General features: G+C 57.9%; 1 protein-coding gene. It reads right to left on the reverse strand.

Annotation, left to right across the window (positions count from 1 at the left end; genetic code table 11):
• A partial coding sequence (locus MN204_RS21805; RefSeq protein ID WP_498043952.1) for a hypothetical protein occupies positions 1-223 on the reverse strand: 223 nt, incomplete at its 3' end.
• Positions 224-359 lie beyond the last annotated feature (136 nt).

The raw sequence follows: 359 nt of genomic DNA on the forward strand, positions 1-359 counted from the left end.
GTCTTGGATCACAGGCAGCCATCATGTTCTTGGCATCAAACATCTGCTGGGTGAGCTCAGGAACTGTCAGGGCACGGTACTGCTGGCTGCCCCGGCTGGTCAAGGGGGCAAAGCCAGGCATGAAGAAGTGGAGACGTGGGAATGGCACCATGTTGACAGCCAGCTTTCGAAGGTCAGCATTAAGCTGGCCCGGGAAACGGAGGCAGGTGGTGACGCCGCTCATGGTGGCCGAGACGAGATGGTTCAGGTCTCCGTAGGTTGGCGTGGTGAGCTTGAGGGTACGGAAGCAGATGTCGTAGAGGGCCTCGTTGTCGAGGCAGTAGGTCTCATCCGTGTTCTCAACCAACTGATGGACAGAC

The organism is Oceanobacillus saliphilus, from assembly GCF_023522835.1.
Lineage (GTDB): Bacteria > Bacillota > Bacilli > Bacillales > Amphibacillaceae > Oceanobacillus > Oceanobacillus saliphilus.